Raw genomic sequence first — 26,331 nt, forward strand, 5'->3', positions numbered from 1 at the left:
TATAGTTATATTTGTATGATTTTTGAAATTGGAGGAATGGAATCTTGGAACGTGAACTCGCACTAGAAATTGTCCGTGTAACAGAAGCAGCAGCATTAGCATCCGCACAGTGGATGGGCCGCGGAAAGAAAAACGAAGCAGATGATGCAGCAACTACAGCAATGCGTGATATGTTCGATTCAGTAAACATGGCAGGTACAGTTGTAATTGGTGAAGGAGAACTTGATGAAGCACCGATGTTATATATTGGTGAAGAACTAGGAACAGGTAACGGTCCAGAAGTAGATATCGCCGTTGACCCATTAGAAGGTACAAACATCGTTGCAAAAGGTCTTGCAAATGCAATGGCAGTTATCGCAATCGCAGATAAAGGAAACCTTCTTCATGCTCCTGATATGTACATGGAAAAAATCGCGGTTGGTCCAAAAGCAGCTGGTAAAATTAGCTTAGATGATCCAATTGAAAAAACAATTGAAATTGTAGCGGAAGCTAACAATAAAAAGATTCGCGATCTAACAGTTATCGTTCAAGAACGTGAACGTCATCAAGATATTATCGATCGTGTTCGTGCAAAAGGTGCACGCGTAAAATTATTTGGTGACGGTGATGTTGGTGCGTCAATCGCAACAGCACTACCTGGAACTGGTATCGACTTATTCGTAGGTATTGGCGGAGCTCCAGAAGGCGTTATTTCTGCAGCAGCATTAAAATGCCTTGAAGGTGAAATGCAAGCTCGCTTAGTTCCAATGAACAAAGAAGAAGAAGCTCGTTGTCGTGAAATGGGATTAGAAGATCCTCGTCAACTTCTTATGTTAGACGATTTAGTATCTGGTGATGATGCAATCTTCTCAGCAACTGGTGTATCTGCTGGTGAGTTATTAGACGGCGTGAAATTCCTAGGCGGAGATTTAGCTGAAACATACTCTATCGTAATGCGTTACAAAACAAGAACGGTACGATTCATTAAAACGCATCACCATTTAGATCATAAGCCACACTTAAACTTAGATATTTAATAAAAGGAGCCATGTGTATGGAAGAACGTTTCTTTCTGTACGACGACACTGTCGCTACAAAAACTCGTTTCGTTAGCTTTATGGGAGAAAATGAGCGTCATGATTTAGCGCTACTATACTCCGATCGTCATTACGGTAAAACAATTGTCCTTGATATGCAGCGTAATAAATTTGCAATCATCGGCGCCGACGATTTAAACGAACCAGGCTACTTAGAGCACGCATTTTCTATGACTGAAGAAATTGCAGAAGAACTACGCTCATTTTTATTTGAACTTATATAATTTATCTTAGGCACCAGCTTTTTAGCTGGTGTTTTTTCGCTTTAAGTATTTTGAATTTTCAAATATCCATGTTATAATGAAGAATAAATCTATTTGGATAGAAAGGACGTTATCTACGTATGCCAACATTTACTTTGTAATGGACCAGCAATTGGATAGCATTACTCTCAAAAAAGCACCACGCTTTTTCAAGGGAGTAGTCTGCCCATTCCCATTACAAAGGAGCGTAACGCATCTGTAGTATGATGTTTACGGAGGTTCCTCTTTGGGGAATCTCCTTTTATTTTTATCTATTTCTCCTGTCTTCATACTACAAGACATCCAAATAGCTGTATTACGTTCCTTTACCACTACTATAAGAGGTGAAGGAAAATGCAGAAAGTACAACTTTCTTGGAGTTTATATGAAAACGAGCAAAACACAATCGAAAAGTATTGTAAAAATTGCAGACGCACTACCCTATTTACCGACACAAATATTCGTAGGCATAACGCCAACGGAAAAAACATATATCGCTTTGCTATTTATAAATGTCCGAAAGATCATACGTGGAATCAAAAACTTCGGATTTATAAATCATTTACTGACCACGTTGAAACAGTTGATATGACGCAGCAAGATCAAACGGAAACAACTACTACTATTTCCATTACACAGCATAAAGAAAGTGGCATAGCTGAAATTACGATTGTATTAGACCTCGTTTTCGGTTCCCACCGGATGGATAAAGCTTTATCCACATATATTTCAGATTGGAGCCGTACACTCATTGTGGATAAAATTAAAAACGGGGATATTCAATTGAACGGGCAACAAATGAAACCAAATACAATACTTTCTGAAGGCGATCGTATCTCGATTTGTTTATAATTCAAAAAACCCTCTTACAATCGTAAGAGGATTTTTTTATTTCTTCACTTTTCGTAATACAAAATGTGCACAACCGAAGTTACAGTACTCGTATAAATACTCCGATAACGTACTAATTTTCGTATCATATGTCGCACGCTGGTTACTATCATCAAAGAATCCGCGCAATCTAAGTTGCTCATAACCCCAGTCCCCAACGATGTAATCATATTTATTTAAAATTTCTGCATAGCGCTCTTTAAATGCTTCTTCACTAAAACCATCACGAAAGTTTTTAATTACTTCGTACTGCACATTATTAATGCTCACCGTAGCATGAATCTCCTGCTTTTGCTCCATCATTAACTTCCTCTCTAAGCATTCTTCTTTTTATCGTATCACAAAGCATACCAACCAACAATTTCAAATACAAAAAATTGAAAATTAGTGCATGCTATGGAGAAGGAGGTGATACATCGTGAAAAAACAAATTATACTTTCTCTTCTCACTCTTTCCTTATTTGCAGGCTGCCAATCAACGAATAAAGCCGAAATGGAACGTGAAGAAGGAAGTCGTGTTCTTGTTTCCAACAAAAACGACATGTATCATACGGAAAATACAAATACACGATTAACGAGAGTCGGCTATTCATCTAAACAAAAGCATGAAGTATCTAATAAACAAGTAGGAGCCATTAACCGTGAGAAAGTCGCTGAAATGATTACAAGTATGACAGTCAAACTTCCTGACGTTACAAACGCTGCTACGCTCGTTACAGACGATGAAGTATTTGTTGTATACCGTGCAAACACAACGGATCCGAAACTCGTAGCGGATCAAGTATATAGAGCTGCTTTGTCCATCGTCCCTCGTTATTATAAAGCATATGTATCAACAGACCAAAAGTTGATTTCTCAAATTCAAGGGCTTCAATCTGGCGCATTAAATGATACAGAATATACGCAAAGCCTCGATATGTTAAAACGTGAAATGAGTAAAAATCCTCATTTGAATAATACAGAGAATCAAACTTTGAATAATATGATTAAAAAGTAAAACAGGTGGAGAAAAACTCCACCTGTTTTACTTTTTCACTATTTCTTACGATCCGCATAAACTTCCATCGCATCACACATAAACTGAGCTAATCCTTCACCAAACTTATCGATATTTTTCGTAAAGCGCTCATCAGCGACGTACATTTGACCAAGTCCTTTAAAAGCATCTAATGAATATTCACCGAATTTTTGCAAGTAATTGTACCATACTCCAATTGCTTCTTGTGCCTCTTTAGAATCTGGTGCTCCGTGTCTAAGCGCCGCTAAGTTTCTGTAAATCGTATTAAACTCTTCTTGGTTTTCTTTAGACATACCTTTCGCATATTCATTCGCTTTATCTACAGCTGCGTCTCCCCATCTTTCACGCGCTTCTTCTTCGTACGGATTATGGCTGAAATCGAAGCCTTCAAATTTCTCTTTATTCGTCATTTCAATCTCTCCTTTTGTATGCTGAATTGTTTTATCAATCGTCGCAATCACTTTATCTAACCTAGCCCGCTTTTCAAGAAGCATTTTCTTATGAAGCTGCAATGCTTCTTCCCGGTCAAATGATGGACTCATGATAATTTCTTTAATTTTCTTCAAAGGGAAGCCTAATTCTTTAAAAAATAAAATTTGCTGCAACGTCTCTAAATTTTCATTGGAATACAGACGATATCCAGACTCTGTCGTCTCGTCTGGGATTAACAACCCAATTTCATCGTAATGATGCAGTGTGCGCACACTAATTCCAACTAAATTAGCTACTTCTTTTACCTTCATTGCCATGTGTATCTCCCCCTTAATACATACGATAAAGTATGACGCAACGTTAGAGTCAATAAGTAAATTCATTTTCTTTATAAAATATTTCATGCATAATAGATATGTACATATATTAGAAAGCGGTGAAAATATGGTTTCAAATACTGTAATTGCCAGCATCATCTTTCAACTCATTGTCTCGATTCTGGTCCCAATTATTGTACTCGTTTATTTCCGTAAAAAATATAATATAAATTGGAAAGTAGTCGGTGTTGGTGTTCTTATCTTTATCGGATTTACCCAAATTCTCGAAACACCATTCCACCTATTTATGCGCGGTAATCCAGCAATCGCTCCAATTTTAGAAAATCCATTTGTTTTCGCACTGTATGGCGGACTTACTGCTGGTATTTTTGAAGAATTAGGACGCTTCGTTGCCTTCTTCTTCCTACTAAAAAAATATCAAGAATATAAAGATGGCTTCGCTTACGGAATCGGTCACGGCGGAATTGAATCCATTTTAGTTGGCGGATTCTCTGCATTCCAAGCACTTATATTTGCGAATTCAATTAACAACGGTAGCTTCGCCCAAATGGTCGAAAAAATGCCAGAACTAAGCCGCCTACAAGACATGTTAATTCAGCAACCTGCCTACTTATATTTCCTTGGTAGCTTAGAAAGAATTATGGCACTCGTACTTCAGATCGCCTTTACAATGCTTGTTTTATACGCAGTAAAACAGAAGAAATATATCTTCCTTGTGTACGCTATACTATTCCATGCATTCGTAGATTTCTTCGCAGCACTTTACCAAACGAAAACAATCAACATCTTTGTTGCAGAAGGAATTACCCTTCTCTTTACCATTGGTGCTGTTGTTCTTATTCGTAAAATGAAAGAGAAATTAATGAGTGTGCCGGAGTAAAAAATAACCCACCAAAATTGGTGGGTTATTTTTTATATGAATTACCACACTGATGATAACTTTTGCCCTCTTGCAGCTCCCTCTTTGTTTCTGCATCTATAACGATGTACTTATGAAACTCTTCTACTTCATTTTGAGAAAAGGAAGCGAAAAAATAAACTTGGCGATTAGGATGAACAAAAAAATCTTGAAGCATCACACTACTCCGACAACCCATGGCTGTTTTTTGTAGGAAAGAAAATTCCTCATCAGCCACTTCTTTAAATAAGATTTTTTTCCGAACACTATATGCTGCATTGTTGTATTCTTTATAAATTTTCTTATCTAATTGTTCGTAAAACACATCCTCACTCACAAATGACTTATTTCAATTGCTTGGATAATCTACCTTTTGATTGGATTGTGCATATGTTGTGGACAGTTGCGAGAGAAAACAAATCATGAATACGATACATATCATTTTTTTCATAAGTGCACCTCAAATATTCATTATCCACATTACTTTTCCACATGATCCGATCATTATGTCCTTTCCAATAAAAAGGAATATTTTCCACATTTGTCGAAGTATATAGCGTCAACTTGAAAGATGGGGATGAATTATGAAGAAAATCATTGTAATACGACATTGTTCAGCAACTGGCCAAGAACGTGATGCCGAATTAACGACCGATGGGAAAAACCAAGCAAACACCCTTGCTACATTCCTCTTAGAGCACCATCTACAAATAGATCATATTATTTCAAGCCCATTTGTGCGTGCTATCGATTCTATTCGGCCCTATGCGCTCCAAGCTAACTTGTCTATCCAAAAAGATGAACGACTAGCTGAACGCATATTAAGTGACGTTCCAATGGACGATTGGATGCAAAAACTAGAATCTACTTTTACAAATATAGATATTGCCTTTTCAGGCGGAGAGTCAACAAAACAAGCAACGGACCGTGCTATATCGCTTATCCAAGACGTTTTAAAATTAAACCATACTACAACACTACTCGTTACACATGGCAACTTACTTACGCTTATTTTAAGGCATTTTGATCATACAATCGGCTTTCATGAATGGCGAACTTTAACGAATCCTGATATGTATGAAATTACAATCGATGAACAATATGCCCTAAAACGATTATGGGAAGCACCGTCCAAGTAATATCTCTTTCCAACACATTCAGTTGACGCCACGAGAAGAAACTGTACTAACAATAGAAAGGGGTATCACTCCATATGTACGAAGATGTACTTGCTTTACTACATAAAACAAATGCTTCTTACGAAAAATTCGAACACAAACCAGTACTCGATTATGAAACAGATCGTATCGTACGTGAAAGGCTTGGCTTACAAGGCACTCCAAGTAAAAGCTTATTTTTAAAATCAAAACCCGGAAATTATTACGTATTTTTCACGTTAGAGGGCACAAGGCTCAACAGAGGAGAGATGAAAGAACTAACAGGAGAACGCTTATCTCTCTGTTCTCCTGATGAACTGCGAGACAAAACTGGTTGCACGCCGGGATGTGTCGCTCCTTTCGGGTATTCACACGATGTAACAATTATTGTGGATAGCGCTATTTATACGTACGATAAAATTTTAATTACACCTGGTGTACCTGAATTTACAATTGAATTATCCACAGAAGAATTAAAAAAGATTTTATTAACATGTTCAAATACTGTTTTGGAGTATAAACAAAAAGAGAGCTAATCGTTAGCTCCCTTTTTTCATTATTTTGCTTCTGCTGTTTTTTCTTTTGCAGAACGAACTTGCTCGTCCGCATGGTAAGAAGAACGCACAAGTGGGCCAGCTTCACAGTGGCTAAAGCCTTTGCTAAGTGCAATTTCTTTAAGCTCTGCAAATTCTGCTGGTGGATAATATTTAAGAACTGGTAAATGCTTCTTAGATGGTTGTAGGTATTGTCCAAGAGTTAAAATATCCACATTGTTTGCACGTAAGTCATCCATTGCTTCAATTAAATCTTCTCTCGTTTCACCTAAGCCCACCATAATGCTCGATTTAGTTGGAATATCAGGCTGCATTTCTTTCGCTCGACGTAAAAACTCTAATGAACGATCATATTTTGCTCTAGCGCGAACTCGGTCAGATAATCGACGTACTGTTTCAATGTTATGGTTTAAAATATCTGGTTTTGCATCCATTAACATTTTTAAGTTTTCTTCTACTCCACCCATATCAGATGGTAATACTTCAATTGACGTAAATGGATTTTTGCGACGAACAGCGCGTACTGTTTCAGCAAAAACACCTGCTCCCCCGTCTTTTAAATCATCACGTGCAACCGCTGTTATAACAACGTGCTTTAAGCCCATTTGTACTACAGAATCTGCTACGCGTTCTGGCTCTTGTAAATCAAGCTCTGTTGGTAAGCCTGTTTTAACCGCACAGAAACGACAAGCACGTGTACATACTGCTCCTAAAATCATAAATGTTGCTGTTTTTCTTACAGCCCAGCATTCATGAATATTCGGACATTTCGCTTCTTCACAAACTGTATGAAGATTCTTAGAACGCATCATTTTCTTTAAGCCTGTATAGTTTTCATTCGTGTTTAACTTAATTTTCAACCATTCGGGCTTGCGCTTATATTCTGTTTGTTTTGTCATGGTTATCAACTCCGCACAATATGAAATAGTTTACCGTGTTCGCTTCTTTCAATGTAACATATCTATTCTAACGTATGAAAGCGATTTGCTCAAATGAAGATTCTAAGATTTTTTCCAATCGTTCCCTATAATGAAATACTCCGTATATCCCACACTAAAAAGAGTGATGATGTGAAAGGAGTCTATTTCATGCTTCGAAAAATTTCTCTTTTGCTTTCGATTTGCTTTCTTCTCCACCAAAACATCGCTTACGGTGAAGATAATCAGCAAAGCATATACGAAAAGCGCATGGCACTATATAAAGAAACCGAGCAATCTTCAGGCATTCCGTGGTATTACTTAGCTGCAATGGATCAATATGAAAGAAATATACGGAGCGTAAGAAAAGATATTCCGAAAAAACCAGATGCCATCATTTCCCTTTATTTCAAACCAGAAATATGGGCTGGACCTGTTAATGGTAACGATACTCTTCCCCATACAATTTCTCTATTTGGCGGGTTAGGTTTAGATGGTGACAAAGATGGATTTGCAAACGCAAATAACGACCGTGATCTTCTGCATACAGCAGCAACGATTTTAAAGAAACAAGGAACGTCAGAAGAACGTATTAAAATCATGCTTTGGGAATATTATAGACGTGCAAAAACAGTTGATTTAATTACCGAATACGCCCAAATTTATAAACATTACGGACGTATTAATTTAGAAGGAAATGCGTTTCCTCTTCCGATTCGCAGTGACCATAGCTACCGTAGTACTTTCGGCGCTGGAAGAAGTTTTGGGGGAAGAAGAGTTCATGAAGGAACCGATATATTCGCAGGCTATGGCGTACCAGTAAGATCCACTTGCTATGGCATTATTGAAACAAAAGGCTGGAACCGTCTTGGCGGATGGCGCATCGGCATTCGTGACCTTCATAACAATTACCATTATTACGCTCATTTAGGCGGATTCTCAAAAGAGATACAGCTTGGACAAATTGTCGAGCCTGGAAAAGTAATCGGATTTGTTGGTAGCACCGGTTACGGCCCTCCCGGCACAGCTGGAAAATTCCCGCCCCACCTACATTTCGGCATGTATAAAGACAATGGTTATACAGAATGGGCTTTCGACCCCTACATGCACTTAAGTCTTTGGGAGCGAAAAGAACGCGCGAATACAAAACGATAACCGTAGCACATTGCTACGGTTATTTTTTATATTCGACTAACTATCCGTTTTCTTTTTATCAGGTACAACAACACTTCCGCTTCCATAATACGTAGGCACTTCCCCTTGAACAATGCGCGTCGCAATTGGAACATTTTGTGTCACTTTTATTTCTTTCGTATGAAATGGAATAATGACTTGCAACGTAACTTCCATCTCCATAATAATTTGAATCGCTGTCGTATTAATCCCGTGTGGTTCAATTTTTTGTTTAATATCCGTATTTACATGACCAATCGTCGTGAAATCAATTGGAATATCGGGTCCTATATTTCCAAAAAGCGCATTATTTGTTACACGACCAAAAGGAACTGCCATCGTTGCCCCATTTTTTTCAGAAATACCTAGTCCCTTCAAATTCCCTTGTTCTACTTGCTGTAAATATTTTTCTATGTATGTGGTCGTTGACGTTACGATTTCATTTACTTGCTTCGTATTTAAGTTAATTGTGGATACTTTTCCGTTTTTATCATTTTGTACTTTCATTAATGAATCGACATCGAACCCTTCATCAATTCTATCTTTTACCGCCTTCGTCATAACCGCTGTCGCCATTTTATGTGTCTCTACTTCTCCATATTTCATTAATGTCGGCTGAATGCTGCTATTCACAATCCATAATCCTTGTACGAGTAATATGACAAAAAGAATAAACGACATAAGCAGTATGTGCCGAAAGGAAATAGGCCCCCCTCGAAACCGCGAATTTTTCGAACGAAATATACTCATACAAAACCCTCCTTCTTATATCATTTCTATGCAAGAAGGAGGGACGATATATGCTTATCTCATTTTTAATAATGCTTCTTTTCCGATTGTGCCAGCCGTAATACCTAAAGATTCGGCTTCAATCGTTACTGATTCTAGCGGTGCTTCAAGAAGTTGTTCAATCGTTCTTACACCAACCGCGCGGCCAGCAATAATACCTCGATCCCCTAACTTCTCATTTAAAAGACCTACATCTAATGCACCGCACATAATATATCCTTTATCGCTCATTACAGCTAGCAAATTTGTCTTTGGAAGTTTGACGCTAACCGCAATAAACGTATAATTATCGATTATAATTGGCTCTACATTAACCATAGTTCACACTCCTCTCTTTCTTATCTGTATGACAAGAGAAAAATGAGTGTTACAAGTTAACTAGCCTATAGTTTGACGGAAGATGTATGAGTTATTAACATGTCTGTTAACACATCTCTAAGTAGTTCTGGCATATAATATTGTTTGTCAGAAAGTGTGGATAGCTCTGGGTATAAGTAGCCAAATGTAAACATATCAATCGTTCCTACCGTATATATACGTTCTAATTCCAGCGATTCCCCGTTAATTAATACATCTTCGAGTAAAATTTTATTCCCAGGAATCGTATCTGGAATGACTTCTACACCAGCATAAATCATTTTCCCCATCACTTTCCCGCGGAATCCGAATCCTTTTACCTCAAGGTTCTCCATATTCGAGCGACGTGCTTTCAAGATCACTTCTCGTAACGTTTTCCCCGGCACTTTCAATAAACATGGATTAATGGGATGTGGACAAATTCTGTGAATATCTCCGCGCGTCACAACGCCTTCTTCTAATCCTTCAAGAAGTACACCGGCGTTTACCATACCAATTTCTGCATCGCACCACGTCTTCAGCGCATTTGCTAACATGTGCGAAAATGCTGTCTCGTGAAACCAATCAACCGGTAATGATTCCTTTAAATGAACAACAGGTTCTTCCATAATATGTTTACTTTCTTCCTGCAGCGCCTCAATTGTGGATAACGGTTTGCTATAAGCACCTAAACGTTCAGTCTTAATCGCTCTACCGTCTTTTTTCAATAACTTCTTCGTCTCTTTATCCACAATAAGCTGAACATGCCCAACGTAACGTCCCCACTTTTCACAACAACAAAGTAACGTATTATTCATAAGAACACCACGCTCAAATAAATGATGCGTATGTGCCCCTAAAATAACATCTATATCATAATGTTCCGCCATATACTCATCCATACTTTTTCCAAGGTGAGAAAGGACAACCGTTATATGAGCCTCATCTCTCACTTCTTCTAAAATAGACTCTAAATGCTCAATTGGATCTTCAATATGCCAATCTAACATTTGATAAAACTCTGGATACGCAACCGTTAATCCGATAAAAGCAATCGTAATCCCATCTGTCGTTGTATGTAATTTATAAGGCTTCGCCCACTCTGGACGTACCCCTTCTTTTTCAAATAAATTCGCGACAAGCACCTCAAATCCAGCATCATCATATAGACGATTCAAATGCTCCTTCGCTAACGTAATTCCTTCATTGTTTCCGATCGTTACATAATCATATAACGCCTCATTTAAAAGCTTCGTATTGCCAAGCCCATTCGTCGCTTCCGAAATACTATGAAAACGATCCACATGATCGCCGATATCTACAGTCAAAACAGTCTCTCCCGCTTCCTGTCTTCGCTTTTTCTCTCCTTGTACAAACCGAGAAATTTGCGGCCAATTTTCAAAATGACTATGTATATCGTTTGTATGATAAAGGTGGATAATTGTTTCTTTATTTATATTCAGAGAAAAAACCTCCTCTCAGTTCCTTACTGCCATTTACGCTATGCGCACGCAATAATCCTGTAAATACTTTTCGTCTTTTCTTGCTATTTTACATTGTACTCGCATTGTGAGAAAAAGCAAAAGATTGCCCTTTTTCATATGAGAAACTTTCTTTTTTAGTTGTTGGATTCGTTGGTAGAACGGGAGGGGGGATTTGTCAGAAAGTTTGTTGAGTGGTTTTACGAGGAGTTTGGTGGATTTCCTTGTGGGGTTTCCGTGTGGGTTTGTCAGTATCTTAGCTTAAATTACTTCCATTCGGCGCTTTATGAATAGGCGCTCCTCTGTCATCTAAATATTGAGGGGTATATGCCCCGCTCTGCTATGTCGTAATTTGTTGATAAGTCGATATCCTTTGTCGAATCGTCGATATATTGAAATAATCGCCGATATATTCGGAGTTATCGTCGATATATTTGAAAAATCGCTGATATATTTAGCCACAAACCCACCTGGGTATCTCGGCTAACTCCACCCCACCCCAAGCCCAGCTCACACAATAAAAAAAAGCGCCCTGCACAGCAGGGCGCTTTCTTCATACATATATTAACCAATAGAACCTTCCATCTCAAACTTGATTAGGCGGTTCATTTCAACTGCGTATTCCATTGGAAGTTCGCGAGTGAATGGCTCGATGAAGCCCATTACAATCATTTCTGTAGCTTCTTGCTCAGAAATACCGCGGCTCATTAGGTAGAATAATTGTTCTTCTGATACTTTAGATACTTTCGCTTCGTGCTCAAGTGAAACGTAATCGTTTTTGATTTCGTTGTAAGGAATTGTATCAGATGTAGATTGGTTATCCATGATTAACGTGTCACACTCGATGTTAGAGCGAGAGTTTTTCGCTTTTGGTCCGAAGTGTACGATACCACGGTAAGTTACTTTACCACCATGCTTCGCAATCGATTTAGAAACGATTGTTGAAGACGTGTTTGGTGCTAAGTGAATCATTTTCGCACCAGCATCTTGGTGTTGGCCTTTACCAGCAATCGCGATAGATAATGTTAAACCACGAGCGCCTTCGCCTTTTAAGATAACTGCTGGGTATTTCATCGTTAATTTAGATCCGATGTTACCGTCAATCCATTCCATCGTTGCGTTTTCTTCACAAACCGCACGTTTTGTAACTAGGTTGTATACGTTGTTCGCCCAGTTTTGGATTGTTGTATAACGGCAATATGCATCTTTCTTAATGATGATTTCTACTACCGCACTGTGAAGTGAGTTAGTCGTGTAAACAGGCGCTGTACAACCTTCTACGTAGTGTACGTGTGCGCCTTCGTCTACGATGATAAGCGTACGCTCGAATTGTCCCATATTTTCAGAGTTAATACGGAAATACGCTTGAAGTGGTGTATCAACTTTCACACCTTTTGGAACGTAGATGAATGATCCACCAGACCAAACTGCAGAGTTTAATGCTGCGAATTTGTTGTCTGTTGGTGGGATTACTTTTCCGAAATGCTCACGGAAAATATCTTCGTTCTCTTTTAATGCGCTATCTGTATCTTTGAAGACGATTCCTAGAGCTTCTAGGTCTTCTTTCATGTTGTGGTATACAACTTCAGATTCGTACTGTGCAGATACACCAGCTAAATATTTTTGCTCAGCTTCTGGAATACCTAATTTATCAAATGTAGCTTTAATTTCATCAGGTACTTCATCCCAAGACTTCTCAGATTTCTCAGATGGTTTTACGTAGTACGTAATTTCATCGAAATCTAAGTCGTTTAAGTCGCCGCCCCATTGTGGCATTGGCATTTCATAGAACTTATCCAGTGATTTTAAACGGAAGTCTAACATCCACTGTGGTTCTTCTTTCATACGTGAAATCTCTTCAACGATCTCTTTTGTTAAACCGCGTCCAGCACGGAAAATCGAAACGTCTTTGTCTTTGAAACCATATTTATAATCGCCGATATCTGGCAGTTGCTTCGCCATGTTGGTGTGTCCCTCCTTAGATAACCTCGTTTTTAGGAACCTTTAACATTACTTATCCTCGTTTAAGCCCTTTTCTAACGCTTTCCACGCTAATGTTGCACATTTAATACGTGCAGGGAACTTGCATACGCCTTGTAATGCTTCAATATCTCCTAAATCGATGCTGTCATCGTACTCTTTTCCTAGCATCATGTCAGAGAAAATTTTAGAAAGCTGAAGTGCCTCTTCAATTTTCTTACCTTTTACTGCTTGTGTCATCATTGAAGCTGAAGACATTGAGATAGAACATCCTTCTCCTTCAAACTTCGCTTCTTGCACAATACCTTCTTCTACTTTCATCGTAAGTTGAATACGATCGCCGCAAGTTGGATTGTTCAAGTTAACTGTAACACTATCTTCTAACACGCCATGGTTACGAGGATTCTTATAATGATCCATAATAACTTGACGATATAACGTATCTAAATTATTAAATGACATTTGTGAAATACTCCTTTGTCTTAATTAGCGATTCAACAAATGTATCAATTTCTTCTTTTGTATTATATAAATAGAAGCTCGCACGTGCTGTTGAAGAAGCTTTCAGCCACTTCATAAGCGGTTGTGCACAGTGGTGTCCTGCGCGAACCGCAATACCTTCTACATCTAATACTGTCGCTACATCGTGAGGATGTACGTCTTCAATATTAAATGTAACAAGACCAGCGCGATGCTTTGGACCATAAATTGTAACGCCATCTACTTCTGATAGTCTTTCTAAAGCGTATTGCGCTAATTCATGCTCATGCTTTTCAATATTATCAAGACCTATTTCTTCTAGGAAATCAATTGCCGCACCAAGTCCGATTGCATTACCGATAATCGGCGTACCTGCTTCGAACTTCCACGGAAGCTCTTTCCAAGTAGATTCTTGTAAATCTACGAAATCAATCATTTCACCGCCAAATTCAATTGGCTCCATATTGTTTAGCAATTCTTTCTTACCATATAATACGCCGATACCTGTAGGGCCGCACATCTTATGAGCAGATAATGCGTAGAAATCACAATTTAAATCTTGTACATCCACTTTCATATGAGGTGTACTTTGTGCACCGTCAACGACCATAATTGCGCCATTTTCGTGTGCAATTGCTCCAATTTCTTTTACAGGGTTAATCGTTCCAAGTACATTAGAAACATACATGATAGAAACGATTTTTGTATTCGGTGTAATTGTTTGACGAGCATCTTCTATTGAAATTGTCCCATCTGGTTGAAGCGGAAGATATTTTAAAGTTGCACCAGTTTTCTTCGCAACTTGCTGCCACGGAATGATGTTACTATGGTGCTCCATGTAAGAAATAACGATTTCATCGCCTTCTTTTACATTTTCAAGACCATAGCTAGCCGCTACTGTATTTAATGCAGTTGTCGTTCCGCGTGTGAAAATAATCTCTTCCATTGATTTCGCATTAATAAACTTGCGAACTTTCTCGCGTGCACCTTCATACGCGTCGGTAGCTTTCGTACCGAGCGTATGAACACCGCGATGCACGTTAGAATTGTATTCTTTATAGTAACGTTCTAACGTTTCAATGACTTGAATTGGTTTTTGAGAAGTTGCTGCACTATCGAAATAAACAAGTTGTTTGCCGTTCACTTTTTGATCAAGAATTGGAAACTGTTTGCGTATTTCATGAATATTCATTAGCGAACTTTCCTTTCAATTACCTCAACAAGCTGTGCTTTTACTCCTTCAATTGGAAGCTCATTAACTACAGGTGCTAAGAATCCATGGATGACTAAACGTTCTGCTTCGCGTTTTGGAATACCACGGCTCATCAAGTAGTATAGTTGGACTGGATCTACGCGACCTACTGACGCTGCGTGACCTGCCATTACATCATCTTCGTCGATTAAAAGAATTGGGTTTGCATCACCGCGAGCTTTTTCATCTAACATAAGAACGCGAGAAGATTGTTGAGCATTTGATTTAGATGCACCGTGTTCAATCTTACCAATTCCGTTAAAGATAGATGTTGCACTATCTTTTTGTACACCGTGTTTTAAAATCCAACCTTCAGAATGTTTACCGAAGTGAACAACTTTAGTTGTAAAGTTTTGTGTTTGGTTACCACGGCCAATTGTTACTGTTTTCGTATCAGCATATGAACCGTCGCCCATTAGGTTTGTAACGTTCTCTGAAATTGTGTTTCCGTCATTCATAAGGCCTAGAGCCCAATCAACGCGGCCGTCGCGTCCTACAACCCCGCGGCGGTTAACGTAAGTTGTTACGTCTTTTGCTAATAGATCAACCGCACCGAATTTCACTTGTGCGCCTTGTTCCACGATTACTTCTGCTACGATATTTGCAATACCTTTAGCATTTTCATTTGCAACGTAGTTTTCTACATAAGTTGCAGTACTGTTCGCATCAGCTACGAATAATACGTGGTTATATACGTTAGCTTCTTCGCCGTCTACTAAGAATACAGCTTGAAGTGGAGTTTCAAGAACAACGTTTTTCGGAACATATACGAATGCACCACCGTTGATTAATGCAGCATGAAGTGCAGTTAGACGATGCTCGTCTACCTTCACGCCGTCTTTCATTAAGTACTTTTGTACTAGTTCAGCATGCTCAGTTGCAGCTGTTACGATGTCTGTGAAAATAACACCTTTTTCTTTTGCTTCGTCTGCTAAAGAAACGAATGCAGTTGTACCAGTACGTTGCACTAATACACTGTTATTTTCATCGATTAAGTTTTTCACTGCTTCTGGAAGCTCTGTTAAAGAACTTACAGGCTCTTGCTTAGCAGCGTCGCCTTTTCCGATAAAGTCCCATTTGTCAATTTTCGTTTTATCAGGAGTTGGCATTGGAAGTTCAGTTGCTTGTGCAAGAGCTTGTAAGCGGAACTCAGTCAACCAAGCTGCTTCGTTTACTTCGCTTGCGCGTTGACGGATTGTTTCTTGATCGAAAGGTAATGTACCGATTGTCATGTTTATGCTCCTCTCTTACGCTTCTTGCTCTGTTGTTTCGTCTTCAATACCTAATTCTTTTTTAATCCAGTCGTAACCTTCAGCTTCTAGACGTTGTGCAAGCTCAGGGCCACCAGATTTAACGATACGACCGTTCATCATAACGTGAACGAAGTCTGGAGTGATGTAGTTTAATAAACGTTGGTAATGCGTAATCATTAGGCAACCGAATTCTTCGCCACGCATTTCGTTAATACCTTTAGATACAACTTTTAACGCATCGATATCAAGACCTGAGTCGATTTCGTCTAAGATTGCGATTTTTGGCTCGATCATCATTAATTGAAGAATTTCGTTACGTTTTTTCTCACCGCCAGAGAAACCTTCGTTTAAGTAACGTTGTGCCATTTCTGGATCCATTTCTAAGAATTCCATGTTTTTATCTAATTTACGGATAAATTTCATAAGAGAAATTTCATCGCCTTCTTCCCGACGTGCGTTAATTGCAGAACGTAAGAAGTCAGCGTTTGTTACTCCGCTAATTTCACTTGGATATTGCATTGCTAGGAATAGACCTGCTTGCGCGCGCTCGTCTACTTCCATTTCTAATACATCTTCACCGTCGATGATGATGCTACCTTCTGTTACTTCATACTTTGGGTGACCCATAATTGCAGAAGATAAAGTTGATTTACCTGTTCCGTTAGGTCCCATAATTGCGTGGATTTCTCCACCTTTTACTTCAAGGTTTACACCTTTTAAAATTTCTTTGCCATCAATTGATACGTGTAAGTCTTTAACCGTTAATGTAGAACCAGCCATCTCAATACCTCCATTAATCCTATATATACATTTTAAAAATTCCTAAAACGTTCATATTCTCATTTTATTCTCATTCTAATTTTATATCAAATAAAATGATATCGCAAACGACGAAAAAAAGTAACAATTTTTTCACAAATGTATATAAGTATTTCACTTGCATCCTTATATGATACACCTTTCTTCTTATTTATATAAAGAAAAAAGGACTGGTAAATTTCCAGCCCTTTCCTTATATTTATTCACTTACCGGAAGTACAGCACCTTTATATTCTTTATTAATAAAATCTTGAATTTCTTTTGAATGCAGTACTTCTACTAGCTCCTTAATTTCTTTTTTCTTCTCGTCACCTTTACGAACTGCAATAATATTTGCATACGGAGAGTCTGATCCTTCAATCGCAATCGCATCCTTTGTTGGATTTAATTTTGCGTCAATTGCATAGTTTGAATTAATAAATAATGCATCACCTTCATTATTTTCATATAACTTCGGTGAAAGACCAGGCTCTACATCTGTTTTAAACTTTAAGTTTTTCGGATTTTCTACAACATCTTTTACTGTTGCTTTCACAACATCTACACCGTCTTTTAGTTTAATAACGCCGCCTTTTTGTAACAGTGCTAGCATACGGCCACGCTCCGCTACGTTATTACTCATAATCACTGTCCCGCCATCTGGTAAGTCTTTTAAGCTTTTATATTTCTTCGAATAAATACCCATTGGCTCTAAATGAATTTTTCCCGCGTTTACAATTTTATATCCTTTTTCTTGGATTTCTTTATCTAAATACGGAATGTGCTGGAAGTAGTTTGCATCAATTTCCTTATCCGCTAACGCTTTATTTGGCAACACATAATCTTGGAATTTTTTAATTTCTAATTTAATACCCTTTTTCTCTAATATTGGCTGTGCCTTTTCTAAAATAACAGCGTGCGGCACGTTAGAAGCTCCCACAACAAGCTTATTCTCCTCTTTCCCTCCGCAAGCAGCTAATGTAAATACAGACAGCGCTGTAACAACTGACAATAGAATCTTTTTCATATGATTTCCCCTTCTCCCGTATAATTATGTAGTTATAAAAAAGGGCTGGCATACACCAGCCCTTCCCCAGCAATTATTCTTTTACAGGAACAACTGCCCCTTTATATTCTTTATTAATAAAGTCTTCAATTTCTTTAGAATGTAATACTTCTACAAGAGCTTTAATCTCTTTCTTATCTTTATCGCCTTTACGAACAGCTACTACGTTTGCGTATGGTGAATCATTACTTTCAATTGCAATTGCATCTTTTTCCGGGTTTAACTTCGCATCAATTGCATAGTTCGAGTTAATTAAAACCGCGTCGCCTTCTTTATTGTTATACACCTGTGGTAATAAACCAGGCTCAATATCCGTTTTAAATTTTAAGTTTTTCGGATTATCTGCGATATCTTTTGGAGTTGCTTTAACTGGATCCACCCCATCTTTAATTTTTAAAACGCCTTCTTTTTGTAAAATTGCTAAACCACGTCCATGATCAGCAACTGAATTACTCATAATAATTGTCGCTCCGTCTGGAAGTTCTTTTAAGCTCTTATATTTTTGAGAATATACACCAATCGGTTCTAAATGAATTTTTCCTGCTACTTCAAAATCATATTTTTTATCTTTCATTTCTTTTTCTAAATACGGAATGTGCTGGAAGTAGTTTGCATCTAAATCCTTATCCGCTAACGATTTATTTGGCAACACGTAATCTTGGAATTTTTTCACTTCTAATTCAATTCCTTTTTTCTCAAGTAACGGTTTTGCCTTTTCTAAAATTTCAGCGTGCGGTACGTTAGAAGCTCCAACAACTAGTTTCTTTTCATCGTTATCTTTCCCGCCACAAGCAGCTAACCCAAAAATTGAAGTTGAAATAAGTGCTGTCAGTAATAATTTTTTCATTTGAAACATCCTCCCGTTTTTTATTATCGTTTATCTATTCGAGTCGTTACACGATCACCAATCCACTGAATGAAAAATACAACTAGTAATACACAAATTGTCGCAACGATTGTTACATCGTTATTTCCTCGTTGGAATCCTTCTAAATAAGCAAGTGTTCCAAGACCACCAGCACCAACAACTCCCGCCATTGCTGTATAGCCTACTAACGCAATTGTCGTAACCGTAATACCAGATACTAATGCTGGTAACGATTCTGGAATCAATACTTTTAAAATAATTGTACTTGTTTTTGCTCCCATCGCTTTTGAAGCTTCAATTACACCTTTATCAATTTCGCGAAGTGCAATTTCAACCATTCTTGCGTAAAACGGTGCTGCTCCAATAATTAAAGCTGGAAGTGCAGCGCTCGCTCCAAGAATTGTTCCAAGCAGAATCTTTGTAAATGGGATTAATAAAATGATTAAAATAATGAACGGTATCGAGCGGAAAATGTTTACGAACGCTCCAATCGCCGTATTAACCGCTTTGTTTTCCCATAAATTATCTTTCGCTGTCATAAAGAGTAACAATCCTAAAATGAGTCCTAAAATAAATGTGGCAAGAGCTGCGATTGCCGTCATATATAACGTTTCACCAGTTGCTTCTAACATTTGATTCCAATCAACATTCGTGAGTAACTTATCCATGTGCAATCACCTCCAGCTCTACTTGATCTTGATGTATTCCCTCTATTGCTTGCTGAATCGCTGTTTCCTCACCATTTAAATGAACAACTAAACTACCGTAAGAACCGTTATTCGTTTGTGCGATATTGCCTTGCAAAATGCTAACTTCTATATCACTGCGCTGCATTAATCTTTGAAGCACTGGTCTTTCTACAGCTTCACCGATAAACTGCAAACGAACTACTTTACCATCTGGATATTTCTCAATTAAACTTTCAATCGTTTCATTTGTATCTTCAGAATCCGTTAACTGCTGTACAAATCGTTTTGTAATGTCCTGCTTTGGATTACGGAACACATCAAGTACTGGACCTGTTTCTACAATCTTTCCTTTCTCCATTACCGCAACGCGATTACAAATCTTTCGAATTACGTGCATCTCATGTGTAATAAGTACAATTGTTAAGCCGAGACGTTTATTAATATCTAATAGTAAATCTAAAATTTGATCTGTCGTTTCTGGATCAAGAGCTGACGTTGCTTCATCACATAAAAGTACTTGTGGATTATTAGCTAACGCTCTTGCAATTCCAACACGTTGCTTTTGTCCTCCGCTCAGCTGAGATGGATACGCGTCACCTCTTCCTTCTAATCCAACAAGATGAATTAACTCATCAACGCGTTTCCTTCTCTTCGCTTTATCAACACCTGCAATTTCAAGTGGGAACTCGATATTTTCACGTACAGTTCGTGACCAAAGTAAGTTGAAGTGCTGAAAGATCATTCCGATTTCTTGCCTTGCCTTACGAAGCTCGCTTCCTGTAATGGCTGAAATGACACGATTTGCGATTGTAATTTGGCCAGAAGTTGGTTTCTCCAACTGATTGAATAATCGAATTAAAGAACTTTTTCCAGCGCCACTATATCCGATAACACCAAATATTTCACCTTTATCTATTTTTAAATTGGCATTATCTACAGCAGTGACATCACCGCTTTTTGCTTTATATATTTTCTTTACATTTTCTAATAGAATCATGGTGTATCACCCCTTTTTGTTTTGATCGACTCCGCAATTTTTTATTTTTGATGCGTATAGCCCACCGTTATCATTACTTTTATTATTTGAATGTCCTCCACATTCAAACAACAAAAAAACCTTTCCGCTTTAGAGAAGCAGAAAGGTTTATATGCGTATATAACAACATTATCCCTCTCTCTCATCTCTCAAAGCATTTGCTTTGCAGGAATTGGCACCATTTCAACATAAGTTGACGGTTGCCGGGCTTCACAGGGCACAGTCCCTCCACCTCTCTTGATAAGAGAAATCAGATTACATTTTCGTCTGATTTGTAATTTATGAAATTGTCTATATTTTATGAATTGAATTGTATCAATATCCACACACCATGTCAACAGAAATTTTCGTAAAAAACGAAACTTCAGAATTTTAAGCACCTACTGACATCGGTTTACATATATGAAACATCGATTCAATTAATAACATCGTTCGATACGTTCCCGAATATTGTATACGTCCATCGTTCATTAACGTTTGCAATCGTACATTGCCATTCACCAATTGTTTTACATCTTCTTCATCTACACAAACGATTTGCTCCGTTCCTCTTTCCTCATGTAGCAACTCTATATAATCTTTTGAAATTTGTAACGAACAACTTTCATCCCCAAAGCGGAAATTAACAGTTTTTTCTCCTTGTCTTAAAAGCGGCTCTAAATGATATTGACCATTAGCGTAATTTACAAATGACTGAAGCAAAGAATATAATTTCACTCTAAATCACATCCTTCATATCACTTTCTATTACACATACCATTCCCTCTTACTAAAGAGCAATCCTGTTACTTTCGCTCGACAAATACTGTAACCACCCTGCATCTCGACATATTTCCCAAGAAATATGTCGAGGCGGCAAAAACTTTGCCGCCTACTTTAATTCCGTATATAAATATTCAACCGAATGAAATGCATATATCTTCTTTATCAGTGTCCCATTTTCAAAAACAAGTAAACACGGTACACTTTCAATTCCATACTCTTTCGCGAAATGCGGAGCATAATTTAAATCTAACATCCCAATTTTCAAATCTTCAATTGTCATCTCAACGACTGTTAACATCTTTTTTGCTAATTGGCATGTTCCACACATTGGAGTATATACATATAACACTGTTTTTTCTTCGTTCTCTATTAGGGCTGTAGCTTCGGCTCCTGTCCAATCAATCACTTCTATCATTCCTTACCGTAAATATTCTGTATAAACGTCAATGTCAGCTCCCCATAATACATTTGCTAAGTGTGAAGATGGCGCTGTTGCCACTTCCCGGTACGAGCGATCAATATAAATATGCTCTGCTTGCGGAAATTCTTTTCGAAACTGTTTCCTTAACTTTTCTCCAGCATCATCAGCATCCACTAGCACATACACTTCCTTATCAAAAAACTGATCAACGAGCTCATCCATTTTCGACAAACCAATTGTACCATTTGTACAAACAATTTCCACCGGTTCCCGAATAATAGATTCAATCTTTCTTCTATCTGATGTACCTTCTACAATAATGACTTTTTCTACATAAATCATATGTCATCACCCGATCACCATATACTATACAACCTTTAACTTAGTATATAGTATATTCGTTATTTTCATGTTGTTTCCTGTTTATTTTTGCAAAAGAAAAGCGGAACCGACTGCTTAGCCCTGTTGGCTAAGGTTCTTTCGCACAGAAGACGCTTTTTGTCTTCTCGTGCGGAAGGTTCTTAGACATGAAGGGCTAGGAGGTGGAGCTGGACAATAAAAAGCGCAAGCGCTCGTTCAGAACAGGAGGACACCCGAACTCCTGAACTAGAGGCGCCTTTTGCCTTGCAGGAAGAAGTGCAGCCACCGAACAATCTAGCCACTGGAGCTAGACAATAAAAAAACAAAAATTTTTTCAAAAAACGTTCTTCCACACGATAATTAGTATATGATTCTACGTTCATTATTTTACATAAAATAAAAAAGGACAGCACAAAGGCTGTCCTTCATTCGACTATAATTAGTCTTGGTTTGTCATTTCTGCATATTTTTCAGCAGTTAATAACTTTTCAACTTGGCTTGCATCAGAAAGTTCAACTTTAACCATCCATGCACCCTCGTATGGAGATTCGTTAACAAGTTCTGGTTGGTCACTTAATTCTTCGTTTACTGCTACAACTTTACCGCTTACAGGTGCGTATAATTCAGAAACTGTTTTAACAGATTCTACGCTTCCGAATGGCTCGTCAGCTTCGATTGTTGCACCTACTTCAGGAAGTTCAACGAATACGATATCGCCTAGCTCACTTTGTGCAAAGTGAGTAATACCGATAACAACTTCATTACCTTCAGTTTTTACCCATTCGTGTTCTTCAGAGTAACGTAAATTATTTGGAATGCTCATGACTGTACCTCCAGTGAATGTATTAATTATGTAAAAATACCTTATTGGTACTTTTTCCACACACTTTCAAACTGCTCTTCGTTAAAACCAAGTGTTACCTTCGTTCCATCTGTTACAATTGGACGTTTAATCAACATGCCATCAGATGCTAAAAGCTCGTACATTTCGTCTTCACTTGCATCTTTTAACTTATCTTTCAGACCAAGTTCACGGTAACGCATTCCACTTGTATTAAAGAATTTTTTTAATGGTAATTCACTTTTTTCATGTAAATTACGTAAATCTTCTTTTGATGGTGGATTTTCAACAATATGAATCATCTCATATGCTACATCGTTTGCCTCAAACCATTTCTTTGCTTTTTGACATGTGCCACACTTTGGATATGAATAAAATGTTACTGTCATAAATTCACCTACTTTTTTACTAACCTTTACCTTTATCATATAGAAAACGTTTTATTATTTCAAACGATTATTCGCTAAACTTTTACTTATTTCGTGATAATTTTTAATAATCCTGCAAATTTTTCTTATTTTTCCGCCATTTGTTAAGAAAAAATAAATATATATTTTTTTAGATTTTTCTCTCATTCTGTATCGAACATATATGTTAAACAAACGTTTGATTAACTCACTATTTTTCTTTGTTCACTCTTTTAGCTACATCGTTTTCTTTCTACCGAACATATATGTTAAACAAACGTTTGATTAAATTCCTATTTTCCCTTGTTCACCCTTTAGCTACATCAATTTCTTCCTACCGAACATACATCTTAAACAAACGTTTGATTAAAAAAATAAGAAGCCTCTTTTGCAGGCTCCTTCATTATCTATTCAAATAATCTGCAATTGTTTGAAATACGACGATATACATATTATGAATACTTTCTTCTGTATTTCCGCCATTAGATAAACCAACTGCCCATTGTTGTCCTTCACCACTTCCGATATTTGCAAACCCTTGCGTATACATCGCATTTACATCTTTTCGGGCACTGTTATACTCTATCCCTTTTGTAATAAAAATCGAATATGATTTATCTTGTAAACCGATAAAAAATACTGGTTTCTTTAGTGATGAAAATACATTTTTATACTGATTTGTTGAGGCTTCTTGAAAGTGATCTTTCATTATTAGAAAACCATCTACTTCCTTAGATTTCTTTTCCAGTTCCTCTAACTTCATTTCCTCAAACTTTACATTCCTAAACGTATCTTTCGGTTTTTCTCCAACAACTCCAATTACGAGTGCTCTTCCGTTATATTCTAATTTCTCTCCTTCTTTATCCTTTGCACACCCAGCACTCGCTAGGCATATCAATATAAAAACTAAGAAATACGATAAACGCTTCATTCAGCACCCTCCCCTTCTTTTCAGTCAAGTGACAAAAACGTAAGGTTCATTCAAGAAAATGTAAGCAAAATCGATAGCCCAAATTACGTTTCTATATTATAATCAATTGAATTTACTTACATTACTAAACATAGGAGATTATCATGAAGAAATTTAAACTTTCATCTTTTCTTCCGTTAAGTTATATACTTCTACTCGTATTCGTAAGTCCCCTTTACGATGTATTAAATAAATCGGCTGTTCACGCAGTAGATGTCACAACTGTAGTAGATGATTGGATTCCATTTGTGAAAGCATTTATTATTCCTTATTTACTTTGGTTTCCTTACTTATACGGCGCACTTATTTATTACTGCTTTGCAGATCGAAAACAATATTATGTCACTTTAAGTAGTATCATTCTTGGAAAACTTGCTTGTTTTTCCATTTATTACTTTTGGCAAACAACTGTACCACGTCCAACAGTCGTTGGAACAGATGTATTTTCCGAATTAGTTCGCTATATTTATAGTATCGATCAACCGGTGAACTGTTTCCCTAGCATTCACGTTCTTACTACCTTTATCATTATGTTAGCTGCCTTTAGACGTAGAGAACAACATGCTTTTGAATATTACATTCTTACCTTCTTCGGTACGCTTATTATTTTATCAACGCTATTTACGAAGCAACACGCATTTGTAGACGCCATTTCTGGAATGACGCTTGCAAGCATACTTTACTTCGGCGTTCAGCTGTTATTAGCAAAAGAAACCGTACGTGTTCCAATAAAACAAAATCATAAAATGTAAAAAGCAGACTGTGGCTTCTCAGTCTGCTTTTCTCTATATAAAAGGAGATTTTTAAGTTAAGATTGCGGTACAGTCATATCACCAGAGTGAATACGACCTGCTTTTTTAAGAGCAATGTAAAGTATATAAGAAACAGCTACTGGAATGACAATATAAGTGATTACCATCGCCGGGACAACTTCCCATCCTTCGCTGGAAATTAAATTAATTGGTGCGATAAGAGAACTTAATCCAAGACCTGCAATTTCTTTTCCTGCTTCCAGTTGGAAAATTAATGCGGATACTGGACCAACTATTGCACTGGCGACGACAGTTGGGACGAGAATCATTGGATTTTTAGTGATATTTGGCAGCTGCACTTTCGGAGTACAAAGAGCTTGAGCTAATATACCACCTAAATTATTTTCTTTCGCAGAGATGACAGAGAATCCGATAAACTGAGCAACGCAGCCTGCAAGAGCAGCACCACCTGCAACACCGTCTAAGCTAAGTGCGATCGCTAGCGCAGCTGATGAAGCTGGAGAGATAAGTAATAGTCCCCAAACAACTGCAATGACGATAGAAGCGATAAACGGGCTACCAGCTGAACTATCTTTAATGAAAGCTCCAACTGCATTTAAAACAGGAGTGATATTATGAGATAACCAAATACCTACTAAACCAGAACCTAATATTGCCGCAAATGGAACGAGCATCATATCTAACGCAGTTTTTCCACTTAAACGTTTGCCAATATATACAGCTAAAGTCGCTGTTAATAATGCACCGATTGGTTCACCTGTTTTAATAATTAGACCTGCTTCAGTAATGGAAATGGATCCGGCACCAATCGCTCCAGCTACCATAGCCGAGAAGATTACAAGTCCGTTTGCACCGAGCATAAAAGCAATTCCCGCCCCAATGGCTGGTGCCATAAGTGATTTTGCAACAACTCCGATTGTAATAAGCAACGGAATATCAACAATTCTTCCTATATTTTCGATTAGTAAACCAATTCCAAGGGATACGAAAATACCTTGTGCGATTCCAGCTGATGCTTTAAATACACGAGACATTATATATTCCTTCATTTGTTTCACCTTCTCCTATAA

General features: G+C 37.7%; 31 protein-coding genes, 1 pseudogene and 1 riboswitch. Of the genes and pseudogenes, 9 read left to right on the forward strand and 23 right to left on the reverse strand.

The window, feature by feature from the left end; all coding sequences use genetic code 11:
- The first annotated feature begins 44 nt into the window (after window positions 1-44).
- The 3 genes from glpX (at window position 45) to MR147_RS22455 (ending at window position 2,170) form a co-directional block, all read left to right on the forward strand.
- Window positions 45-1,016 carry a class II fructose-bisphosphatase gene (gene glpX / locus MR147_RS22445; RefSeq protein ID WP_033696597.1) on the forward strand — a complete coding sequence of 324 codons (972 nt, stop codon included), beginning with the start codon at window positions 45-47 and terminating at the stop codon, window positions 1,014-1,016.
- A gap of 17 nt (window positions 1,017-1,033) precedes the next feature.
- A complete protein-coding gene (locus MR147_RS22450; RefSeq protein WP_000392606.1) occupies window positions 1,034-1,300 on the forward strand; it encodes a DUF3055 domain-containing protein in 267 nt (88 codons plus the stop codon).
- 372 nt (window positions 1,301-1,672) lie between these two features.
- Window positions 1,673-2,170 carry a cytoplasmic protein gene (locus MR147_RS22455; protein ID WP_242304757.1) on the forward strand — a complete coding sequence of 166 codons (498 nt, stop codon included), beginning with the start codon at window positions 1,673-1,675 and terminating at the stop codon, window positions 2,168-2,170.
- Between the two features lie 36 nt (window positions 2,171-2,206).
- Here MR147_RS22455 and MR147_RS22460 read toward each other — a convergent pair whose 3' ends face one another.
- Window positions 2,207-2,509, reverse strand: a complete 303-nt coding sequence (locus tag MR147_RS22460) for a YutD family protein (protein ID WP_000435941.1) — start codon at window positions 2,507-2,509, stop codon at window positions 2,207-2,209.
- 118 nt (window positions 2,510-2,627) lie between these two features.
- Between MR147_RS22460 and MR147_RS22465 the strand changes: the two genes are divergently transcribed.
- Window positions 2,628-3,206, forward strand: coding sequence for a YhcN/YlaJ family sporulation lipoprotein (locus tag MR147_RS22465; RefSeq protein ID WP_087968577.1), 579 nt, complete (start codon window positions 2,628-2,630; stop codon window positions 3,204-3,206).
- Between the two features lie 38 nt (window positions 3,207-3,244).
- Here the strand turns inward: MR147_RS22465 and MR147_RS22470 are convergent, their stop codons facing one another.
- The gene (locus tag MR147_RS22470) at window positions 3,245-3,976 is read right to left on the reverse strand and encodes a MerR family transcriptional regulator (RefSeq protein ID WP_074606410.1); all 732 of its coding nucleotides are present in this window, start codon (window positions 3,974-3,976) and stop codon (window positions 3,245-3,247) included.
- 85 nt (window positions 3,977-4,061) lie between these two features.
- On the opposite strand from MR147_RS22470, the gene MR147_RS22475 reads away from it, so the two are divergent.
- The gene (locus MR147_RS22475) at window positions 4,062-4,877 is read left to right on the forward strand and encodes a YhfC family intramembrane metalloprotease (RefSeq protein ID WP_002003767.1); all 816 of its coding nucleotides are present in this window, start codon (window positions 4,062-4,064) and stop codon (window positions 4,875-4,877) included.
- Window positions 4,878-4,902: 25 nt separating this feature from the next.
- On the opposite strand, the pseudogene MR147_RS22480 reads toward MR147_RS22475, so the two are convergent.
- Window positions 4,903-5,346, reverse strand: a pseudogene (locus MR147_RS22480) (hypothetical protein).
- A 133-nt stretch (window positions 5,347-5,479) separates the two neighbouring features.
- On the opposite strand from MR147_RS22480, the gene MR147_RS22485 reads away from it, so the two are divergent.
- On the forward strand, window positions 5,480-6,034 hold the full coding sequence (locus MR147_RS22485; RefSeq protein WP_074606415.1) for a histidine phosphatase family protein: 555 nt from the start codon (window positions 5,480-5,482) through the stop codon (window positions 6,032-6,034).
- 74 nt (window positions 6,035-6,108) lie between these two features.
- Window positions 6,109-6,588, forward strand: a complete 480-nt coding sequence (locus MR147_RS22490; protein WP_242304758.1) for a YbaK/EbsC family protein — start codon at window positions 6,109-6,111, stop codon at window positions 6,586-6,588.
- 20 nt (window positions 6,589-6,608) lie between these two features.
- Here the strand turns inward: MR147_RS22490 and lipA are convergent, their stop codons facing one another.
- On the reverse strand, window positions 6,609-7,505 hold the full coding sequence (gene lipA, locus MR147_RS22495) for a lipoyl synthase (RefSeq protein ID WP_062922604.1): 897 nt from the start codon (window positions 7,503-7,505) through the stop codon (window positions 6,609-6,611).
- A gap of 189 nt (window positions 7,506-7,694) precedes the next feature.
- Between lipA and MR147_RS22500 the strand changes: the two genes are divergently transcribed.
- Window positions 7,695-8,678 (forward strand): M23 family metallopeptidase, encoded by a 984-nt coding sequence (locus MR147_RS22500; protein ID WP_242304759.1) that lies wholly within the window; start codon window positions 7,695-7,697, stop codon window positions 8,676-8,678.
- Window positions 8,679-8,714: 36 nt separating this feature from the next.
- Here the strand turns inward: MR147_RS22500 and yunB are convergent, their stop codons facing one another.
- The 18 genes from yunB to MR147_RS22590 form a co-directional block, all read right to left on the reverse strand.
- A complete protein-coding gene (yunB, locus tag MR147_RS22505) occupies window positions 8,715-9,446 on the reverse strand; it encodes a sporulation protein YunB (RefSeq protein WP_242304760.1) in 732 nt (243 codons plus the stop codon).
- 54 nt (window positions 9,447-9,500) lie between these two features.
- On the reverse strand, window positions 9,501-9,803 hold the full coding sequence (locus MR147_RS22510) for a YunC family protein (protein ID WP_000248464.1): 303 nt from the start codon (window positions 9,801-9,803) through the stop codon (window positions 9,501-9,503).
- Window positions 9,804-9,868: 65 nt separating this feature from the next.
- Window positions 9,869-11,284, reverse strand: a complete 1,416-nt coding sequence (locus tag MR147_RS22515) for a bifunctional metallophosphatase/5'-nucleotidase (protein WP_277930838.1) — start codon at window positions 11,282-11,284, stop codon at window positions 9,869-9,871.
- 582 nt (window positions 11,285-11,866) lie between these two features.
- Window positions 11,867-13,264 (reverse strand): Fe-S cluster assembly protein SufB, encoded by a 1,398-nt coding sequence (gene sufB / locus MR147_RS22520; protein ID WP_001118823.1) that lies wholly within the window; start codon window positions 13,262-13,264, stop codon window positions 11,867-11,869.
- A 48-nt stretch (window positions 13,265-13,312) separates the two neighbouring features.
- Window positions 13,313-13,744 carry a Fe-S cluster assembly sulfur transfer protein SufU gene (sufU, locus tag MR147_RS22525; protein WP_000009523.1) on the reverse strand — a complete coding sequence of 144 codons (432 nt, stop codon included), beginning with the start codon at window positions 13,742-13,744 and terminating at the stop codon, window positions 13,313-13,315.
- Window positions 13,734-14,954 (reverse strand): cysteine desulfurase SufS, encoded by a 1,221-nt coding sequence (sufS, locus tag MR147_RS22530; protein ID WP_001020761.1) that lies wholly within the window; start codon window positions 14,952-14,954, stop codon window positions 13,734-13,736. Before sufS ends, sufU begins: the two co-directional genes overlap by 11 nt.
- Window positions 14,954-16,246, reverse strand: coding sequence for a Fe-S cluster assembly protein SufD (gene sufD / locus MR147_RS22535; protein WP_074606423.1), 1,293 nt, complete (start codon window positions 16,244-16,246; stop codon window positions 14,954-14,956). Before sufD ends, sufS begins: the two co-directional genes overlap by 1 nt.
- Window positions 16,247-16,261: 15 nt before the next feature.
- Entirely contained in the window at window positions 16,262-17,047 is a 786-nt protein-coding gene (gene sufC, locus MR147_RS22540) for a Fe-S cluster assembly ATPase SufC (protein ID WP_000929158.1), read from the reverse strand.
- 238 nt (window positions 17,048-17,285) lie between these two features.
- Complete coding sequence (gene metQ / locus MR147_RS22545) at window positions 17,286-18,092, reverse strand: methionine ABC transporter substrate-binding lipoprotein MetQ (RefSeq protein ID WP_000722401.1); 807 nt, start codon at window positions 18,090-18,092, stop codon at window positions 17,286-17,288.
- Window positions 18,093-18,165: 73 nt separating this feature from the next.
- Window positions 18,166-18,978, reverse strand: coding sequence for a methionine ABC transporter substrate-binding lipoprotein MetQ (metQ, locus tag MR147_RS22550; RefSeq protein WP_074606425.1), 813 nt, complete (start codon window positions 18,976-18,978; stop codon window positions 18,166-18,168).
- 23 nt (window positions 18,979-19,001) lie between these two features.
- Window positions 19,002-19,667, reverse strand: a complete 666-nt coding sequence (locus MR147_RS22555) for a methionine ABC transporter permease (RefSeq protein WP_000359553.1) — start codon at window positions 19,665-19,667, stop codon at window positions 19,002-19,004.
- Window positions 19,660-20,685, reverse strand: a complete 1,026-nt coding sequence (locus MR147_RS22560) for a methionine ABC transporter ATP-binding protein (protein ID WP_071729923.1) — start codon at window positions 20,683-20,685, stop codon at window positions 19,660-19,662. The genes MR147_RS22555 and MR147_RS22560 overlap by 8 nt, the downstream gene beginning before the upstream one ends.
- Before the next feature lie 178 nt (window positions 20,686-20,863).
- Window positions 20,864-20,971, reverse strand: a riboswitch (SAM riboswitch).
- A gap of 125 nt (window positions 20,972-21,096) precedes the next feature.
- Window positions 21,097-21,441: a hypothetical protein gene (locus MR147_RS22565; RefSeq protein ID WP_000781212.1), complete on the reverse strand. Its 345-nt coding sequence runs from the start codon at window positions 21,439-21,441 to the stop codon at window positions 21,097-21,099.
- Window positions 21,442-21,595: 154 nt separating this feature from the next.
- Window positions 21,596-21,904: a thioredoxin family protein gene (locus MR147_RS22570; RefSeq protein ID WP_001982629.1), complete on the reverse strand. Its 309-nt coding sequence runs from the start codon at window positions 21,902-21,904 to the stop codon at window positions 21,596-21,598.
- 3 nt (window positions 21,905-21,907) lie between these two features.
- Window positions 21,908-22,252 (reverse strand): toprim domain-containing protein, encoded by a 345-nt coding sequence (locus MR147_RS22575; protein ID WP_000640869.1) that lies wholly within the window; start codon window positions 22,250-22,252, stop codon window positions 21,908-21,910.
- A gap of 457 nt (window positions 22,253-22,709) precedes the next feature.
- Window positions 22,710-23,093 carry a glycine cleavage system protein GcvH gene (gene gcvH, locus MR147_RS22580; protein ID WP_000026900.1) on the reverse strand — a complete coding sequence of 128 codons (384 nt, stop codon included), beginning with the start codon at window positions 23,091-23,093 and terminating at the stop codon, window positions 22,710-22,712.
- A gap of 41 nt (window positions 23,094-23,134) precedes the next feature.
- Entirely contained in the window at window positions 23,135-23,500 is a 366-nt protein-coding gene (locus MR147_RS22585; protein ID WP_000218967.1) for an arsenate reductase family protein, read from the reverse strand.
- Window positions 23,501-23,921: 421 nt separating this feature from the next.
- Complete coding sequence (locus tag MR147_RS22590) at window positions 23,922-24,449, reverse strand: hypothetical protein (RefSeq protein WP_074606427.1); 528 nt, start codon at window positions 24,447-24,449, stop codon at window positions 23,922-23,924.
- 143 nt (window positions 24,450-24,592) lie between these two features.
- Between MR147_RS22590 and MR147_RS22595 the strand changes: the two genes are divergently transcribed.
- Window positions 24,593-25,240, forward strand: a complete 648-nt coding sequence (locus MR147_RS22595) for a phosphatase PAP2 family protein (RefSeq protein ID WP_242304761.1) — start codon at window positions 24,593-24,595, stop codon at window positions 25,238-25,240.
- 56 nt (window positions 25,241-25,296) lie between these two features.
- Here MR147_RS22595 and MR147_RS22600 read toward each other — a convergent pair whose 3' ends face one another.
- Window positions 25,297-26,310, reverse strand: a complete 1,014-nt coding sequence (locus MR147_RS22600; protein ID WP_000666170.1) for a PTS sugar transporter subunit IIC — start codon at window positions 26,308-26,310, stop codon at window positions 25,297-25,299.
- Window positions 26,311-26,331: the final 21 nt, after the last annotated feature.

The organism is Bacillus cereus group sp. BfR-BA-01350 (genome assembly GCF_022663775.1).
Taxonomy (GTDB): domain Bacteria; phylum Bacillota; class Bacilli; order Bacillales; family Bacillaceae_G; genus Bacillus_A; species Bacillus_A paranthracis.